Below are 16,455 nucleotides of genomic sequence, written 5' to 3' on the forward strand. Positions count from 1 at the left end.
GGATGAGCGAAGCGATATCCGGGACCGCCCGAAAATCCCGCATGTCGCTCCGCTCATGCGGGCTACGAATCAATACCCGGCCGCCAGTCCACTGTTGCGGCGTGGATCATTGGCCCCGTAGTAGCGATTGTTGCCGACTTGCTCGCCGTTCAGCGACGGCGCGCCGACGATGATGACCGCGAGGTGGTTCGCCGGTTGCGGCGGCCCGAATTTGTGCCCCATCCCCTCTAGAATCTTCCGCGTGTCCGGCGACAGCGCATAGTTCTCGACGTTGGTGAGGTCCGGCAGCCATTGCTGGTGGATGCGCGGCATGTCGACGGCCTCCTGTGCGTTCATGCCGTAATCGATCGCGTTGATCATGGTCTGCAACACGGCCGTGATGATGCGGCTGCCGCCGGGCGTGCCCACGACCATGACGGTCTTGCCGTCCTTGGTGACGATGGTCGGGCTCATCGAGGACAACGGCCGCTTGCCCGGAGCGATGGCATTCGCCTCGCCCTGCACCAGGCCATACAGGTTCGGCACCCCGACCTTGGCGGTGAAGTCATCCATTTCGTCGTTCAGGAGCACGCCGGTCTTGGCCGCCGTCACCTTGGCGCCGAACCAATCGTTCAGCGTGTACGTCACCGATACCGCGTTGCCGTCCTTGTCCGCGATTGAATAATGCGTGGTGTTGCTGCCCTCGTGCGGCGCGACGCCCGGTTTGATGTCCTTGGAGATCGCGGCCTTGTTCGGATCGATCACGGCGCGGATCTTGGTCGCGTAATTCTTGTCGAGGAGGCGGTCGAGCGGATTCTTCACGAAATCCGGATCGCCGAGATAGCTGTTGCGGTCCACGTAAGCGTGCCGCATGGCCTCGATCTGCACGTGCACGGCCTGCGCGGAATGATAGCCCAGCTCCTTCAGCGGATAGCCCTCCAGGACATTCAGGATCTCGCAGATGATGACGCCGCCCGAGCTCGGTGGCGGCGCGGAGATCACGTGGTAGCCACGATAGTCGCATTCGACGGGTGCGAGCTCGCGCGTCTTGTAGCCGTCGAGGTCGTCCTGCGTGATCAGGCCTTTGCCGGCCTGGCTCGATGCCACGATGGCGCTGCCGACCCAGCCCTTGTAAAAGCCGTCGGTGCCTTTGCTGCTGATCTCGCGCAGTGTCTTGGCGAGTTCCGACTGCACCAGCTTCTCACCCACCTGGAACGGCTGACCGTTGTTGAGGAAGATGGCGCTCGATGCCGGATCGTCCTTGAAATCGTCGGTTGCCGTGCGCAGCAGGTCGATGTCGCCCTGGTCGAGCACAAATCCCTGTTCGGCGAGCTGGATCGCGGGGGCGAGCAGGTCGGCGCGCTTCATGGTGCCGTATTTTTCGCGCGCATATTCCATCCCCGAGACGGAGCCTGGCACGCCGACAGCGAGATGCCCCTTGGTCGAGATGCCCTTGATGACGTTGCCATCCTTGTCGAGATACATGTTGGCCGTCGCTGCCTTGGGCGCCGTCTCGCGGAAATCGAGGAAGGTCTTGCGGCCGTCGGCGAGCTGGATCGTCATGAAGCCGCCGCCACCGAGATTGCCGGCGGCCGGATAGACGACGGCCAAGGCATAACCGACGGCCACAGCGGCATCGACGGCATTGCCGCCGCGCTTCAGCACATCGACACCGACCTGGGTCGCCAGATGCTGCGCGGACACCACCATGCCGTTTTGCGCGGCGACCGGCGCGACCGATGCCGCGCGCGCGGCGCCGAACGTGACGAGGCCGACCGATACGATCGCGGCGGCCATCCACCGCATATTGGTTTGTGGTTTCGACATGGGATGCTCCTCGGGCTGGCCGGTGATGCCGGCACATTGTTGTCCGCGAGCTCAGCTATCAGCTCGTGCCCGCCGTGAGATGCGAGATGGAGCATGTGGGCGTGGTGTAGCTGTGGCGCACACGACGCTCCCTGCGATTTCGGGCTGGGCGGGGGAGGAGGTTCCAGAAGGGGCGTCGGTTGCGCAGTGTCGTAGCGCCACGAATCCCACTGCGCTTCCTCCCCCCTTGCGGGGGAGGGCAAGGGGTAGCCCAGGAAATGGTTTGTCCGTCGTGCGCGTCCGATTTCTTCGTCACCCCCTAGCCTTCGCCCGCAAGGGTGGAGGGAACCGGCCTCGCCAGCGAGGTCCGGCTCCGGTCCGTCGGCCGCCATGCACCGCCCAAAGCGGCCAACCGCCTGCACCGCCTACCTTTCCCGCAGCCAAATTCAGCTCCGGTAACCCCGCATTAACTATCGCCGGGCTCTGGTAATGACGGACAATCGCGCCCATAGCCGTCGTCGAGGCCCATAGTTTTGACATCTTGGCAGGGAATGCAGGCGGCTGGCTTTGGACGAGCCCCCTGCACCCCAGAAAGACAAGGCTTTGAGCGGGCTTGCCGGCCGCGCCGGTTCTAGCGCGGCAGTTGGGGAACCGGCGGTCATTTGCTGCCGCGGAGCATCAGGTAACGATCGCCTTGAGAGGATACTGCTTATGAACCCGGCCGACGTGGCTCAGTCAGCCCTTCCGGTTGCCGCTTCCGCGGACGTGTCGCTGATTGCGCTGTTCTGGCAGGCTCACTGGATCGTGAAAGCGGTGATGCTGGGACTTCTGTCCTGCTCTGTCTGGGTCTGGGCGATCGCCATCGACAAGATCTTCCTGTTTGCCCGCACCCGCCGCTCGATGGACCGTTTCGAGCAGGCCTTCTGGTCCGGCGAGTCGATCGAGGAGCTCTACCGCACCCTCTCGGCCAAGCCGACGCATTCCATGGCGGCCTGCTTCGTGGCGGCGATGCGCGAGTGGAAGCGCTCGTTCGAGAGCCACGCCCGCTCGGTCGCGGGCCTTCAGATGCGCATCGACAAGGTGATGAACGTCTCGATCGCCCGCGAGGTCGAGCGCCTGGAGCGCCGCCTGCTGGTGCTCGCCACCGTCGGATCCGCCGGTCCCTTCGTCGGCCTGTTCGGCACGGTCTGGGGCATCATGTCGAGCTTCCAGTCGATCGCGGCGTCGAAAAATACCTCCCTGGCGGTGGTCGCCCCCGGCATCGCCGAGGCGCTGTTTGCGACCGCCGTCGGCCTTATCGCCGCCATTCCTGCCACTATTTTCTACAATAAGTTCACATCCGAGGTGAACCGGCAGGCCCAGCGGCTCGAAGGCTTCGCCGATGAATTTTCAGCCATACTGTCGCGTCAGATCGACGAGCGGGGCTGACGGACGGCATGTATAGTGTGAAGGGCAATTTGGGCATTCGATCATGGCGATGAACGTAGCCAGTTCGTCCGGAGGCGGCGGGCGCCGTGGTCGGCGCAAGCCCGTCGTGGCCGAGATCAACGTCACGCCGATGGTCGACGTGATGTTGGTGCTGCTCATCATCTTCATGGTCTCGGCGCCGATGTTGACGGTCGGTGTGCCGCTCGACCTGCCGCAGACCCAGGCCAAGAGCCTCGAAAACAACGACCAGAAGCCGCTTCAGATGTCTGTCGACATCAAGGGCAAGGTCTTCATCAACGACGCCGAGGTCGCGATCAATGAGCTGGTGCCGAAGCTGAAGGCGATCACGGATGCGCGCGGCGGGCTCGAGGAGCGCATCTATCTGCGCGCCGACAAGAAGGCGGATTACGGCACGGTAGCCAGGGTCATGGGCCTGTTGTCCGGGGCCGGATTCAAGAAGCTGGCGCTCGTCACCGAAGCGGATCAGGGGTCCTAACCGGTGAAGGTGAACGTCGACAAGACACTCGTTGCGTCGATTGCCCTCCACGTCCTCGTGCTTGGATGGGGCCTCGTCACCTTTAGCAGCAAGGCCTATGTCGCGCCGGAAGAGTCGCTCCCGGTCGACATCATCTCCTCCGATCAGCTCGCCAAGATGATGGCGGGGCAGAAGACCGGCAAGAAGGAAGAGCCGAAGCCCAAGGTCGAGAAGATCGCGGAAGCCAAGCCCGAGGAAGACGCCGTCGGCAAGGTCACCGAGAAGAAAGAGCTGATCAAGACCAACTCGACGCCCGAGCCGCCGCCCAAACCCGTCGAGAAGCCGGTCGAGAAGAAGCCCGAGCCGCCGAAGCCCGTGGCCGAGGCGAAACCGAAGGAAGAGCCGAAGCCGCAGGAAAAGAAGCCTGATCCGGCCAAGGAAGATCCGATCGCCGAGCTCCAGAAGAAGCTGGACACCAAGAAGCCGCCGCCCAAGCCCGTGGAGCAGAAGGTCGCCGCGGTGCAGCCGCAGCAGCAGCCGAAGCCCAAGGAGCGCAGCTTCGATCCCGCGCAGATCCAGCGCGATCTCGACAAGCGCGCTGCGACCCGGCACGAGCTCACCGGCTCGGCGCTGAATGCGTCCGCCGCGCTGGGATCGGCGACCGGGACGGCCGCCAACAACGTCGCGACCTGGCGAGGTGCATTCCAGGGCGCGGTCAAGCGCTGCTTCACGCCGACCTATAACGGGCAGGACGCCGACCAGTACGAAGCCGACATCGACATTCCCATGAAGATCGACGGCTCGCTCGCGTCCGAGCCCGTCGTCGTCGCGGTGCGGGGGCCGTCGCGCTCGATCGCCCAGGCGGTGGCCGAGAGCGCCAAGCGCGCCATCGTGCAGTGCCAGGTCTATTCATTCATGCCGAAGCAGCAGTACGAGAGCTGGAAGCTCATTCCGATGACTTTCGGCCTGAAAGATATGTTGTGACATCCGAACAAAAGAACTTTGCAATGAATGACGTCTGCTCGATGAACCGCCGCCGCTTCATGACCCTGACAGGATCGACGCTCGCGATGCTCGGGGGCGGACAGGCCTTCGCTCAGCAGCCGCAGGGACGGCTTCGCATCGATCCCACGGAGTTTCGGCCGATCCCGATCGCGATCAGCAATTTTGTGCCGGGCTCGCCCGCCGACGGTGACGTCGGCAACGGCGTCACGCAGGTCATCACCAACAATCTGAAGCGCTCGGGCCTGTTTGCCCCGATCGACCAGGCCGCCTTCATCGAGCGCATCAGCAACATCGACGTCGCGCCGCAATTCGAGAACTGGAAGACCCTCAATGCGCAGGCGCTCGTCACCGGCCGCATGACGCGGCAGCCGGACGGCCGCCTCAAGGCCGAATTCCGCCTGTGGGACGTGGTCACCGGCCAGCAGCTCGCCGGCCAGCAATATTTCACCTCGCCGGAATATTGGCGCCGCATCGCCCACATCATCTCCGATCAGATCTATGAGAAGTTGACCGGCGAGAAGGGCTATTTCGACAGCCGCGTGGTGTTCGTGGACGAGTCCGGGCCGAAGGAGCGCCGCGTCAAGCGGCTCGCGATGATGGACCAGGACGGCGCCAATGTGCGCTATCTGACCCGCGGCTCCGACCTCGTGCTGACGCCGCGCTTCTCGCCGAACTCGCAAGAGATCACCTATATGGAGTTCGGCCAGGGCGATCCGAAGGTCTATCTCTTCAACATCGAGACCGGCCAGCGCGAGATCGTCGGCAACTTCCCCGGCATGACCTTTGCGCCGCGCTTCTCGCCCGACGGCCAGCGCGTCATCATGAGCCTGCAGCAGGGCGGCAATTCCAACCTGTTCGTGATGGATCTGCGCTCGCGCTCGACCACGCGCCTCACCGACACGCCGGCGATCGACACCTCTCCGTCTTACTCACCGGACGGCACCCGCATCTGCTTCGAGTCCGATCGCGGCGGCAGGTCGCAGATCTACGTGATGGGTGCGGGCGGGGGAGCTGCGCAGCGCATCTCCTTCTCCAAGGACGACACCAACGCCAGCTATTCGACTCCGGTATGGTCGCCGCGTGGCGATTACATCGCCTTCACCAGGCAAGGCGGCGGGCAGTTTTCGATCGGCGTCATGAAGCCGGACGGCTCCGGCGAGCGGCTCCTCACCTCCGGCTTCCACAACGAGGGCCCGACCTTCTCGCCGAACGGCCGCGTGCTGATGTTCTTCCGCGATCCCGGCGGCAATGGCGGGCCATCGCTGTACTCCGTCGACATCTCCGGCCGCAACGAGCTGAAGGTGCCGACGCCGGGCTTCGCCTCCGACCCGGCATGGTCGCCGCTATTGTCTTCGACGGCGGGTCAATAGATCGCGTCTTCGGACGCGCGATCTTTTCGAAAAATCACACCGATTTTTTCGGTTTCTGGGCGGACGGCAAGCTTTCCTTCACCTTGCGCCCGGCAAGGCTTGCCTAGTTGATTGATATTTCAGCAGAAACAGGTTCGCTATTGCCGAAAAACAACCCGCCTTTAACGATGTTCCCTCAGGAAAGCTTCACCTGGGCTGGGTAAAAGTACGCGCTAAACAGGACGCGTAACAAGCCGATGCAGCTGGCCGACCAGAAGCAGAGCGATCGAGACGAGCTGGAGCCGATTCTCTACGCCGCTCTCATCAACTCTATGGTGCAGAATTTCTGGGCGATTTTCCTGGGCTCGGCCTCCGCGGCCGTGGCCGCGGTGATGACTGCGCTGAAGACCGGCGATGTCTGGCTGTGGCCGCTCGCATTTCTGCTGATCGCCATCGGCACCGCGCGCGCGTTCCAGATGCGCGGATACGAAAACCGTACGCGCCCATTGTCATTCGAAGAAGCCAAGCATCTGGAGCCGCGCTACTGGATCGGCGCGCTCAGCTATGCGGCGGTGCTCGGCATCTGGGCCTTCGTCGTCATCTACAACAACGAGGATCCGGTGGCCGACATGCTCTGTGTCGCCATCGGCATCGGCTATACCGCCGGCGGCGCCGCCCGCAATTACGGCCAGCCCCGGGTGATCCAGTGGCACGTCGCGCTCGCCTGCGGTCCGATGTCGCTCGCGCTGCTCCTGCACGGCGGCTTCTATCACATCGGTCTTGCCATTCTGCTCGTGTTCTTCTTCATCGGCCTGAAGAACATCAACCTCAGCCTGCATGCGATCTTCGTCAAGGCGCTGACCTCGAGCTTCCGCGAATCCGCGCTGGCGAGCCAGTTCGATACCGCGCTCAACAACATGCCGCACGGCCTTTGCATGTTTCGCGCCGACGGGCGCCTTGCGGTGATGAACCATCGTTTCGGCGAACTGATGAGCTTGCCCGAGGACCTGGTCAAGCGCGGCGCCACCGCCGCGGACATCGTGTCGGCCTGCGTCGCCGCCGGCTCCATCTCGGCGGAGAGCGGCAAGCAGATCCTGGCCGAGATCGAGCACGCGCGGATCCGCGAGATCGTCACCGCCGATCCGAATCCCGCGCGCGGCCGCTCCCTCTCCTGGACCTTCCAGCCGATGACCGGCGGCGGCACCGTGCTGCTGCTGGAAGACATCACCGAACGCACCAACGCGGAAGCCCGGATCAGCCATCTCGCCCGCTATGACGAGCTCACCGCGCTGCCCAACCGGGTCTCCTTCCGCGACGAGATCGAGCGGCTGCTGGCGATTTCGCACCATGCCGAACGGCTCTCCGCGCTGCTGTTCATCGACCTCGACCAGTTCAAGCAGGTCAACGACACGCTCGGTCATCCCTGTGGCGACCAGCTGCTGTGCGCGGTCGCCAACCGCCTGCGCGAGATGCTGCGGCCGGAGGATTTCGTCGCCCGCTTCGGCGGCGACGAGTTCGTCGTGTTCCAGCAGGACATCAGCACGCCCGAGGATGCCGCGAGCCTTGCCCGTCGCATCGTCGAGCGGCTGAGCGAGCGCTACCGCATCGACAATCACCTGGTCGAGATCGGCGCCAGCGTCGGCATCGCGCTGACCTCGCCGGAGGGCATCAGCGCCGATACGCTGCTCAAGAACGCCGACATGGCGCTGTATCGCGCCAAGGCCGACGGCCGCGGCACCTTCTGCTTCTTCCGCGACGAGATGGCGGCGACCGTCGAGGCCCGCCGCATCCTCGAGCTCGACCTGCGCAAGGCGCTCGCCAACGAGGAGTTCGAGCTGTTCTACCAGCCGCTGGTCAATCTCAAGTCCGGCAAGATCACCACCTGCGAGGCGCTGCTGCGCTGGAATCATCCGGTGCGCGGCACGGTGTCGCCGGTCGACATCATCCCGGTCGCCGAGGACATGGGCCTGATCGTCGATCTCGGCCGCTGGATCCTGCGCCGCGCCTGCATGGAATGCATGAAGTGGCCGGAGGGCGTCAGCGTCGCCGTTAACTTCTCGCCGCAGCAATTCCACCAGCGCGACGTGCTGAGCGAGATCCGCTACGCGCTGGAGGTCTCGGGCCTGCCGGCGCATCGGCTGGAGATCGAGATCACCGAATCCTCGCTGCTGCGCAACACCCAGCTCACTCACGACATCCTGTCGCAGCTGCATGCGCTCGGCGTGCGCATCTCGCTCGACGATTTCGGCACCGGCTATTCGAGCCTCAGCTACCTGCATAATTTCCCGATGCAGAAGGTGAAGATCGACCGCTCCTTCCTCGAAGGCATCGACACCGACCGGCCGCTGACGCTGTTGCGCGGCGTGGCGCGGCTGTCCGCCGACCTCGGCATGGCGGTCGTGGTCGAGGGGATCGAGACCAACGAGCAGCTCGAGCTGATCAGCGCCGACGGCACCGTCTCCGAGGCGCAGGGCTATCTGTTCAGCCGTCCGGTGCCCGCCGTGCGGATGCGCCAGCTCCTCAACGCCTCGCATGGCCGGCGCGACGAACCCGTGCTCCAGGTCGTCGGCTCGCGTTCCTTCGCCTAACGCCGCTTCCAAGATTTTCCCGTCATTTCAGTCTGTTGCCGGCACCGTAGTGCTACGGGGAGTTAACCCTAACCTTTCGATTGCTTTGCTTCATTGTTAAGAAGCTGTTAATAAATCATCACGCGCGTGGAGGTTGTTCCGCGCGCATGCGTTGAGTGGTGATGGGTAAGGAGTTGGAATGCAGTCCTCAGCCAGAGCGATCATTTCGGCTGTTGGACGGGGTGCAGAGCTCCTGACCGACGTCGATTATCATCTCGCCGACACGGCGGCCGAGAAGGAGAAGATCTACAATCTCCGCTACCGCGCCTATCTGCGCGAAGGTGCCGTCAAGGAATCTGCGGACGCGCGCGTCACCGACCAGTATGACGAACTGCCGAACGCGTGGACCTTCGGCGTCTATCTCCACGGCGAGCTTTGCAGCTCCGTGCGCATCAGCGTGCTGACGTCGGAATGGCGGCAGTCGACCTCGGCCGATGTCTTTCCCGAGATCCTGCTGCCGCGACTCGATCGCGGCGAGGTCATGATCGACCCCACGCGGTTCGTCGCCGATCCCGACCAGGTGAAGCGGGTTCCGGAATTGCCCTATCTGACGACCCGGCTCGCCTACATGGCCTGCGAGCATTTCAATGCCGATCTCGGCCTCGCGATCGTGCGTCCCGAGCATCAGGCCTTCTACCGGCGGGTGTTTCTGCATGAGACCATCGCCGAGCCGAGGCTGGTTCCCGGTCTCACCAAGCCGTTCGGACTGATGGCGGCGGATTTCCCGACCTTCCGCAAGAAGGTGTTCGAGCGTTATCCGATCATGCGGTCCACCGCCTTCGAGCGGCGGATGCTGTTCGGGCGCAGCGCGCAGCGCCAGCTGCCGCCGCAGCAGCAGCCGCTGCTGGTGCCGGATGCCGCTCACGCCTGATTCCGGCGAGGCCGACTGATCGAAGGCGCTCCGGGATTTCCCGGACTCAGGCCAAAATTCAAGCAAGTCCAGCCATTTTGCCGGTTAACGCGGCTTGCCTTCACCCTCGCGCCACATTTACAACCCATTAACCATGACGGGTGCTTTTGGCCGGTGGGGGGCATTTGACCGGCTCTGGCAACATCCCATCAAGGTTGACGGAACGTTCGCTTAACCAACCCCCTGTAGACCGGACAGCAGTGGACTAACGTGAGCGTGGAGGCTCCGGAATGAAACATCCTATGCGTATCCTCCAGGGATTGAAGCTGGCCGCGGTGCTTGCTGTCGCGCTGTCGATGGGCGCCTGCGCCAACAAGAACTCTGCTACGGATGCGATGGCCAACGCGGCGACGCCGGGCAGCCAGCAGGACTTCGTCGTCAACGTGGGCGACCGCGTGTTCTTCGAAAGCGACCAGACCGATCTGACCCCGCAGGCGATCGTGACGCTGGAGAAGCAGGCGCAGTGGCTGCAGACCTATGCGCGCTACAGCTTCACCATCGAAGGTCATGCCGACGAGCGCGGCACCCGCGAATACAACATCGCCCTCGGCGCCCGCAGAGCCCAGTCGGTGCGTTCGTTCCTCGCCTCGCGCGGCATCGATCCGAACCGCATGCGCACGATCTCCTACGGCAAGGAGCGCCCGGTCGCCGTCTGTAACGATATCTCCTGCTGGTCGCAGAATCGTCGCGCTGTGACCGTGCTGAACGCGAGCTCCTGACGTTCAGTCAGGCGCCGTTCATCTTCAGGAATCGATCATGCCGGCGCCCTCACGGGCGCCGGTTTCGTTTCAGCGATCTGTGACAGAAACCCCTTTGTAGCAGTCACATTTTTGGCGTACTCCCCTTCAATGTGTGGCGCGTCGAATGTTCCGTCGCAGGCCATTTCGCTTTCGTCGTCAGGGCAAGATGTCATCCAGATTTAAGGTATTAACCGGCACCGTGGCGACCGCCGCGCTGCTCTCCTTGTGCTCGCCCGTCTTCGCGCAAACGGACGATGATCCCGAGATGCGGATCGAGCGGCTGGAGAACCAGCTGCGCCAGCTCACCGGCCAGAACGAAGAACTGCAATACCGCAACCGCCAGCTCGAGGAGCGCCTGCGGGCGCTCGAAGGCGGTGCGCAAGCCGCACCCGGGCAGGCGCCGGTCCAGCCCAATGTCGCAGCCGTGCCGCCCGCCCAAATTTCGCCCTCTCAAGGCGCGCCGGGCTATCGCCAGCAGCAGCAGCCCGGCCAGCCGAACTACGAGCAGCCGCAGATCGCTTCTCCCGCGCCGATCGTTCAGGAGCAGCCGGCGCCCGGCGCTCCCGGCTCGCGCCGCCGCGGCGATGCCTTTGACCCCAGCCAGAATCCGAGCGCGCCCGGCGCGCCGCGCGCCCTCGGCGGCGGCCAGCAGCCGATGCAGGGAGGAGCCCCCGGCGGGCGCAACGCCGGCGAGCCGCTCGATCTCGCCAATACCAGCCCGCGCTATCAGCCGCAGGCCGCGCCCCCCGCAGCCCAACCCGGCTATCCGCCGGCCCAACAGGGTTATCCCGCGCCTGCCGCAGGCGCTGGCCTGACCACGCTGCCGCCCTCGGCAACGCCGCGCGACGAGTTCGATCTCGGCATCGGCTACATGCAGCGCAAGGACTACGCGCTCGCCGAGCAGACCATGAAGAACTTTGCGCAGAAATATCCGAGCGACCCGCTGCTCGGGGACGCGCAATACTGGCTCGGCGAGAGCTACTTCCAGCGCCAGCAATATCGCGACTCCGCGGAAGCCTTCCTCGCCGTCACCACCAAATACGAGAAGTCGGCCAAGGCGCCGGACGCGCTGCTGCGGCTCGGCCAGTCGCTGGCGGCGCTGAAGGAGAAGGAGGCCGCCTGCGCCGCCTTCGGCGAGGTCGGCCGCAAATATCCGCGCGCCTCCGCCGGCGTCAAAGCCGCCGTCGACCGCGAGCAGAAGCGGGTGAAGTGCTGACCACGCGGCGTTGCTCGCTGACAACGCGGACGGCGCTGCGCTAAAACGTGCCCGCCATTCGGTGGTGATTGCTGGGCAGCGCCATGTCAGACGACGATAATTCTCCGATCTCGGTGCGCGAGGCGAAGCAGCTCTTCGCCGAGTTGAAAAGTGCGCCCGCACTGGTGCTCGCGGTGTCCGGCGGTCCTGACTCGATCGCGCTGATGTGGCTCGCGGCGCGCTGGCGGCGCAGCCTCGCGCGCGGCCCGCTTCTCACCGTCGTCACCGTCGATCATGGCCTGCGATCCGAGGCTGCACGCGAGGCGCGCGAGGTGAAGCGGCTCGCCACCGAGCTCGGCTTGCCGCACCGGACCCTGCGCTGGCGCGGCGCCAAGCCGAAGACGGGACTGCCCGCGGCCGCGCGCGAGGCCCGCTACCGCCTGCTCGTGCAGGCCGCGCGCAGCGCCGGTGCGAGCCATGTGCTGACCGCCCATACCCGCGACGACCAGGCCGAGACCCTGTTGATGCGCCTCGTCCGCGGCAGCGGACTTGCCGGGCTGTCGGCGATGGCACGCCTCACGCCACGCGACGGCATCGTGCTGGCGCGCCCGCTGCTCGACGTCCCGAAGGCGCAGCTGATCGCGACCCTGAAGCGCGCGAAGATCGACTTTGCCGATGATCCCACCAACCGCGACACGACCTTCACCCGGCCGCGGCTGCGTGCGCTGCTGCCGCAGCTTGCGGCCGAGGGCGGCGACGCCCGCAGTCTGGCGCGGCTCGCAGGCAGGCTGGCGCGCGCCAATGCGGCGGTGGAGGTGCTGACCGATGGGGCCGAGCGCTTCCTTCGCTTGAGGGATCGCGACGATGCGCCGCATGGGCCGGGCATGCGAAGTTTCGAGGCTGGTGCCTTCGCCACCCTGCCGGAGGAGGTCCGGCTGCGGCTCCTGCTGCGGGCCATCAACGCGCTCGGGCACGAAGGGCCGGCGGAACTCGGCAAGGTCGAGACCCTGATGGCCGTGCTCGATCAAGCCATCCTTGATCAGGACATGGCCGCGAGCCCCCGCGCAGCCGCAAACGGCCGCCCGGTCCTGAAGCAGACCCTTGCGGGAGCCTTGATCAGCCTTGCCGGCGGGCGTATCCAGATCGCACCGGCGCCGGCCCGGCGGCGCAGGGACAGATGAGGGCGGATCATGACACCGGCTGTTTCGAGGCAGCGCCGTCAGGTCACCTTAACCAGGCAGGAAAAACCCCGGGTAGGTCGCCATTATTTCAGCGGAATCGCCCTAAGATGGGATAAATAGTCCCATCTCGTTCCCTTGGCAGCGACCGGGGCGGCACCTAAATTGTATGCGTCTAACCGAGAGGATTCCTTGGGGATTTCCTCGTACTGCCCAAGGATTCAGGCCGCGATCCGCGCGACCACGAAGGAAGATCGATGAACGCCAATCTGCGCAATTTCGCCCTCTGGGTCATCATTGTCTTGCTGCTGTTGGCGTTGTTCACGCTCTTCCAGAATCCGGGTCAGCGCGCCTCCTCGCAGGACATCGCCTTCTCCCAGCTGCTGAGCGAGGTTGACCGCGGCAATGTGCGCGACGTCGTGATCCAGGGGCCGGACATCCACGGCACCTTCACCAATGGCTCCAGCTTCCAGACCTATGCGCCGAACGACCCGACGCTGGTCAAGCGCCTCTATGACAGCAAGGTCCAGATCACCGCGAAGCCGCCGGGCGACAACGTGCCCTGGTTCGTCTCGCTGCTGGTCTCCTGGCTGCCCTTCATCGCGCTGATCGGCGTCTGGATCTTCCTGTCGCGGCAGATGCAGGGCGGCGCCGGCAAGGCGATGGGCTTCGGCAAGTCGCGCGCCAAGATGCTCACCGAGGCGCATGGCCGCGTCACCTTCGAGGACGTCGCCGGCGTCGACGAAGCCAAGCAGGACCTGCAGGAGATCGTCGAATTCCTGCGCGACCCCGGCAAATTCCAGCGCCTCGGCGGCCGCATTCCGCGCGGCGTGCTGCTGGTCGGCCCTCCCGGCACCGGTAAGACCCTGATCGCGCGTGCGGTCGCGGGCGAAGCCAACGTGCCGTTCTTCACCATCTCGGGCTCCGACTTCGTCGAGATGTTCGTCGGCGTCGGCGCGAGCCGCGTCCGCGACATGTTCGAGCAGGCCAAGAAGAACGCGCCCTGCATCATCTTCATCGACGAAATCGACGCCGTCGGCCGTCACCGTGGCGCCGGTCTCGGCGGCGGCAATGACGAGCGCGAGCAGACGCTGAACCAGCTGCTGGTCGAGATGGACGGCTTCGAGGCGAACGAGGGCGTGATCCTGATCGCCGCCACCAACCGTCCCGACGTGCTCGATCCCGCGCTGCTGCGTCCCGGCCGCTTCGACCGTCAGGTCGTGGTGCCCAATCCTGACGTCGTCGGCCGCGAGCAGATCCTCAAGGTCCACGTCCGCAAGGTGCCGCTGGCCCCCGATATCAACCTCAAGACCATCGCGCGCGGCACCCCGGGCTTCTCCGGCGCCGACCTGATGAACCTCGTCAACGAAGCCGCGCTCACCGCCGCCCGCCGCAACAAGCGGATGGTGACCCAGGCCGAGTTCGAGGAGGCCAAGGACAAGGTGATGATGGGCGCCGAGCGCAAGTCGCTCGTCATGACCGAGGAAGAGAAGCTCCTGACGGCCTATCACGAGGGCGGCCACGCCATCGTCGGCCTCAACGTGCCCGCGACCGATCCGATCCACAAGGCGACGATCATCCCGCGCGGCCGCGCGCTGGGCATGGTCATGCAGCTGCCGGAGCGCGACAAGCTGTCGATGTCGCTGGAGCAGATGACCTCGCGCCTCGCCATCATGATGGGCGGCCGTGTCGCCGAAGAGCTGATCTTCGGCCGCGAGAAGGTGACCTCGGGTGCCGCCTCCGACATCGAGCAGGCGACGCGCCTTGCCCGCATGATGGTGACGCGCTGGGGCCTCTCGGAAGAGCTCGGCACCGTCTCCTATGGCGAGAACCAGGACGAGGTTTTCCTGGGCATGTCGGTGTCGCGCACGCAGAACGCCTCTGAAGCGACCGTCCAGAAGATCGACTCCGAGATCCGGCGTCTGGTCGAGGAAGGTTACAAGGAAGCGACCCGCATCCTCACCGAGAAGCATGCCGACCTCGAGGCGCTGGCCAAGGGCCTGCTCGAGTTCGAGACGCTCTCCGGCGACGAGATCGTCGATCTGCTCAAGGGCAAGAAGCCGAACCGCGAGTCCGTGCTCGAGCCGACCACGCCGCGCGCCTCCGCGGTGCCCCCGGCCGGCAAGTCGCGCCCGCGGCCTGATCCGGATCCGGGCCTGGAGCCGCAGCCGCAGGCGTAAAGCCTTTCGCGCCGTGGCCGGCTATTCCGGCAAACCGTTAGTGCAAAAGCTCGGCATCAAGCCGGGCTTTTGTATTTTTGTGGACGGCCTTTCGACGGCCTATCGCGATGTCGTCGGTGAATTGCCTGATGACGTGAAGATCGCAAGGACCGCCAAGGCGCCGCTCGACATGGTGCATGTCTTCGCGACCGAAGCGAAGGGCTTTGCGGTCAAGCTGCGCAGCTACCGCAAGGCGATCGCACCCGACGGGATGATCTGGGCATCATGGCCGAAGAAGGCCTCAGGTGTCGTCACGGACGTGACGGAAACGCTGGTGCGCGAGACCGCGCTCGCAAACGGTCTCGTCGACATCAAGGTCTGCGCCGTCGACGACGTCTGGTCCGGCCTGAAGCTCGTGATCCCCGTGAAGGATCGCGTCAGGGGGGCGAAATAGCACCGGCGCCGCGCCCACCCTTGCTACGGCGCGTCCGGGCTACGAGAGAGAGGCGCGCTATAGCCGCAAGCTCCGTCATTGCGAGCGCAGCGAAGCAATCCAGAATGTCTCCGCGGAAAGACTCTGGATTGCTTCGCTGCGCTCGCAATGACGTTGTAGTTGCGCCGTGCCCGTGCTGACGATGGTGGGCACGCTTGCGCCTTGTCCGCCCTACGATCTTCTCACTTCGCGGCCCCCTCACCGCCACGTTCAAGAAAACGCATCACATCGTCGTTGAACTGCTCCGGATCCTGCAGGAACGAGAAGTGGCTGACCTCCGGCTGGATCAGCAGGCCGGCGCCCGGAATGTTCGCCGCCATGAACTCGGTGTTCTCACGCTTGATCGCCTCGTCGTGATCGCCATCCACGATCCAGGTCGGGACCTTGATCGTCGCGAGGTCCGACGCCGTCCATTTCGGCTGGCTCTCCCACATCTTGGTGATCTCGGCGACGAAACTCTTGTACTCGGTCGGGGTCGGCGAGAGGCGCTTGTATTCGTCTCCCGCCCTGGTGATGTAGGTGTTGAAGACGTCGCTCGTCGCGATATCCGCAACGCCTGACGGGTCCGAGTTCGCGGCGAAGGCGAACAGCCTGCTCACCCGCTCCGGGTGCTTCATGGCGATGTCGAGGCCGATGATCGCGCCGTCGCTCCAGCCGACGATCGCCGCCTTCTTGATCTTGAGATGGTCGAGCAGCGCGACCACGTCCGAAGCCATCAGATCGTAGCCATACGGCTCCTGGTTGCGGCTGCTGCGCCCGTGCCCGCGGCTTTCCATGACGATGACCTGATAGCGCCGTTGCAGCGCGCGAACCTGGTGGCCCCAATAGTTGCCGTTGGCGAGGCCGCCATGCAGCAGCAGGACCGGCTGACCCCGGCCGAACATTGCGTACCAGACCTTGATGCCGTTGACGGGCGCGAAGCCGCTCTGCGTTGCCCTGGGCAATGTCGGTGTCGGCGGCAGGTTCAGCCATCGTGGCGCCGCGTCGGCGGCGCTGAGCGAGACCGTGACGAGAAGCGCAATGACGAGACTGCGAAGCAGCATGACGTGCTCTCCTGTTCAACCATCGGCTATTACCGCACGGCAGACGGGTGCGTCACTTCCCAACGCGG

At 64.9% G+C, this 16,455-nt stretch carries 13 protein-coding genes; 11 read left to right on the forward strand and 2 right to left on the reverse strand.

Going from position 1 to position 16,455, the window contains the following annotated elements; translation table 11 throughout:
- Window positions 1-69: 69 nt before the first annotated feature.
- Complete coding sequence (gene ggt, locus XI08_RS43130; protein ID WP_271579077.1) at window positions 70-1,806, reverse strand: gamma-glutamyltransferase; 1,737 nt, start codon at window positions 1,804-1,806, stop codon at window positions 70-72.
- Between the two features lie 690 nt (window positions 1,807-2,496).
- On the opposite strand from ggt, the gene tolQ reads away from it, so the two are divergent.
- The 11 genes from tolQ (at window position 2,497) to XI08_RS43185 (ending at window position 15,305) form a co-directional block, all read left to right on the forward strand.
- Window positions 2,497-3,213, forward strand: coding sequence for a protein TolQ (gene tolQ, locus XI08_RS43135; protein WP_018641591.1), 717 nt, complete (start codon window positions 2,497-2,499; stop codon window positions 3,211-3,213).
- A 43-nt stretch (window positions 3,214-3,256) separates the two neighbouring features.
- Window positions 3,257-3,709, forward strand: coding sequence for a protein TolR (gene tolR, locus XI08_RS43140; protein ID WP_027545581.1), 453 nt, complete (start codon window positions 3,257-3,259; stop codon window positions 3,707-3,709).
- A gap of 3 nt (window positions 3,710-3,712) precedes the next feature.
- Window positions 3,713-4,672 (forward strand): protein TolA, encoded by a 960-nt coding sequence (locus tag XI08_RS43145; protein ID WP_271579078.1) that lies wholly within the window; start codon window positions 3,713-3,715, stop codon window positions 4,670-4,672.
- Window positions 4,673-4,713: 41 nt separating this feature from the next.
- Window positions 4,714-6,063 carry a Tol-Pal system beta propeller repeat protein TolB gene (gene tolB, locus XI08_RS43150; protein ID WP_027545579.1) on the forward strand — a complete coding sequence of 450 codons (1,350 nt, stop codon included), beginning with the start codon at window positions 4,714-4,716 and terminating at the stop codon, window positions 6,061-6,063.
- A 236-nt stretch (window positions 6,064-6,299) separates the two neighbouring features.
- Complete coding sequence (locus tag XI08_RS43155; RefSeq protein WP_271579079.1) at window positions 6,300-8,630, forward strand: EAL domain-containing protein; 2,331 nt, start codon at window positions 6,300-6,302, stop codon at window positions 8,628-8,630.
- A 178-nt stretch (window positions 8,631-8,808) separates the two neighbouring features.
- Entirely contained in the window at window positions 8,809-9,540 is a 732-nt protein-coding gene (locus tag XI08_RS43160) for an N-acyl amino acid synthase FeeM domain-containing protein (RefSeq protein ID WP_271579080.1), read from the forward strand.
- A 269-nt stretch (window positions 9,541-9,809) separates the two neighbouring features.
- Complete coding sequence (gene pal / locus XI08_RS43165; protein WP_271579081.1) at window positions 9,810-10,298, forward strand: peptidoglycan-associated lipoprotein Pal; 489 nt, start codon at window positions 9,810-9,812, stop codon at window positions 10,296-10,298.
- A 187-nt stretch (window positions 10,299-10,485) separates the two neighbouring features.
- Entirely contained in the window at window positions 10,486-11,535 is a 1,050-nt protein-coding gene (ybgF, locus tag XI08_RS43170) for a tol-pal system protein YbgF (RefSeq protein WP_271579082.1), read from the forward strand.
- 83 nt (window positions 11,536-11,618) lie between these two features.
- Window positions 11,619-12,695, forward strand: coding sequence for a tRNA lysidine(34) synthetase TilS (gene tilS, locus XI08_RS43175; protein ID WP_271579083.1), 1,077 nt, complete (start codon window positions 11,619-11,621; stop codon window positions 12,693-12,695).
- Between the two features lie 254 nt (window positions 12,696-12,949).
- A complete protein-coding gene (gene ftsH / locus XI08_RS43180) occupies window positions 12,950-14,872 on the forward strand; it encodes an ATP-dependent zinc metalloprotease FtsH (RefSeq protein ID WP_018641582.1) in 1,923 nt (640 codons plus the stop codon).
- Between the two features lie 40 nt (window positions 14,873-14,912).
- Window positions 14,913-15,305 (forward strand): DUF3052 domain-containing protein, encoded by a 393-nt coding sequence (locus XI08_RS43185; RefSeq protein ID WP_245284297.1) that lies wholly within the window; start codon window positions 14,913-14,915, stop codon window positions 15,303-15,305.
- 221 nt (window positions 15,306-15,526) lie between these two features.
- On the opposite strand, the gene XI08_RS43190 is transcribed toward XI08_RS43185, so the two are convergent.
- Window positions 15,527-16,387, reverse strand: a complete 861-nt coding sequence (locus XI08_RS43190) for an alpha/beta fold hydrolase (protein ID WP_271579084.1) — start codon at window positions 16,385-16,387, stop codon at window positions 15,527-15,529.
- Between the last annotated feature and the right edge of the window lie 68 nt (window positions 16,388-16,455).

The sequence above is a fragment of the Bradyrhizobium sp. CCBAU 11361 genome, from assembly GCF_028128935.1.
GTDB classification, from domain to species: Bacteria; Pseudomonadota; Alphaproteobacteria; order Rhizobiales; family Xanthobacteraceae; genus Bradyrhizobium; species Bradyrhizobium niftali.

Bases quoted from the DNA above. Each gene is read 5' to 3' on its own strand.
- pal (WP_271579081.1), top strand. From the start codon at position 9,810: ATGAAACATCCTATGCGTATCCTCCAGGGATTGAAGCTGGCCGCGGTG.
- tolQ (WP_018641591.1), top strand. From the start codon at position 2,497: ATGAACCCGGCCGACGTGGCTCAGTCAGCCCTTCCGGTTGCCGCTTCC.
- XI08_RS43155 (WP_271579079.1), top strand. From the start codon at position 6,300: ATGCAGCTGGCCGACCAGAAGCAGAGCGATCGAGACGAGCTGGAGCCG.
- tolR (WP_027545581.1), top strand. From the start codon at position 3,257: ATGGCGATGAACGTAGCCAGTTCGTCCGGAGGCGGCGGGCGCCGTGGT.
- XI08_RS43160 (WP_271579080.1), top strand. From the start codon at position 8,809: ATGCAGTCCTCAGCCAGAGCGATCATTTCGGCTGTTGGACGGGGTGCA.
- XI08_RS43190 (WP_271579084.1), bottom strand. From the start codon at position 16,387: ATGCTGCTTCGCAGTCTCGTCATTGCGCTTCTCGTCACGGTCTCGCTC.
- ggt (WP_271579077.1), bottom strand. From the start codon at position 1,806: ATGTCGAAACCACAAACCAATATGCGGTGGATGGCCGCCGCGATCGTA.
- tilS (WP_271579083.1), top strand. From the start codon at position 11,619: ATGTCAGACGACGATAATTCTCCGATCTCGGTGCGCGAGGCGAAGCAG.
- tolB (WP_027545579.1), top strand. From the start codon at position 4,714: ATGAACCGCCGCCGCTTCATGACCCTGACAGGATCGACGCTCGCGATG.
- ftsH (WP_018641582.1), top strand. From the start codon at position 12,950: ATGAACGCCAATCTGCGCAATTTCGCCCTCTGGGTCATCATTGTCTTG.
- ybgF (WP_271579082.1), top strand. From the start codon at position 10,486: ATGTCATCCAGATTTAAGGTATTAACCGGCACCGTGGCGACCGCCGCG.